The organism is Acidovorax sp. KPB24-07 (assembly GCF_057543315.1).
Window position 1 is genome coordinate 1 of sequence record NZ_BAAJYS010000790.1, and the last position, 904, is coordinate 904.

Consider the following 904-nt stretch of genomic DNA (forward strand, 5'->3'; position numbering starts at 1 on the left):
GACGCATTCATCTCACCGTGCGCCAGGCCGTGCGCGAGGACGGCACGCCCGGCGTGGCATCGGGCTGGCTGTGCGCGGGCCTGGCGCTGGGGGATGCCGTGCCGCTGCGCCTGCGCGCGCACGGGCCTTTCCGGTTGCAGGACAACGCTGCTCGGCCCCTCGTCTTGATCGGTAACGGCACGGGCATCGCCGGCCTGCGCAGCCATCTGCGGGCGCGCGCCGCGGCGGGGGCGGGCCCGAACTGGCTGGTGTTCGGCGAGCGCCAGGCGGCGCACGATTTCCTGTACCGCGCGGAGATCCAGGCCTGGCAGGCCAGCGGCGTGCTGACGCGCCTGGACCTGGCGTTCTCGCGCGACCAGGCGCAGCGGGTGCACGTGCAGGACCGCCTGGCCGAGGCCGCCGATGCACTGCGTGCCTGGGTGGCGGACGGCGCAGCCATCTACGTCTGCGGCAGCCTGGTGGGCATGGCGCAGGGCGTGCATGCCGCGCTTTGCGCCGCGCTCGGCGAGGAGGCGATGGAGGGCCTGGTGCGCAGCGGGCGCTACCGCCGCGACGTGTATTGACGCAGGCGCCACGGCGCAGAGGCCGGCATGCCGGCCCCTGCGCTGCCCGGCGATGGAGCGCCGGTGGAAAGGCCGCTTACTTGGCGGCCACCGTCTCGGGCATGGCCGAGGAGTGGTGGTGGGCGATCAGCCACTGGCCGTTCACGCGCTCGTACACGTAGGTGTAGCGGGCCTGCACGGTCTTGCCGTCCTTGAAGCGGAACGTGTAGGTGCCCACGTCCTGCGCCACGTTGCAGCCGATGCGGATCTTGCGGCTGTCGATCTTGCCCTGCGGCTCGCTCTTGAGGAACTTCACGAAGTAGTCGCGGATTTCCAGCGGCGTCGTGCGGGGCTGGTTGGAC

General features: G+C 72.0%; 2 protein-coding genes. One reads left to right on the forward strand and one right to left on the reverse strand.

Going from position 1 to position 904, the window contains the following annotated elements; translation table 11 throughout:
* Positions 1-563: ferredoxin reductase domain-containing protein (locus AC27IQ_RS25825; RefSeq protein ID WP_487091346.1), on the forward strand; the 563-nt coding region annotated here is incomplete at its 5' end.
* A 76-nt stretch (positions 564-639) separates the two neighbouring features.
* Here the strand turns inward: AC27IQ_RS25825 and AC27IQ_RS25830 are convergent.
* The coding region (locus AC27IQ_RS25830) for a nuclear transport factor 2 family protein (RefSeq protein WP_487091347.1) at positions 640-904 on the reverse strand (265 nt) is incomplete at its 5' end.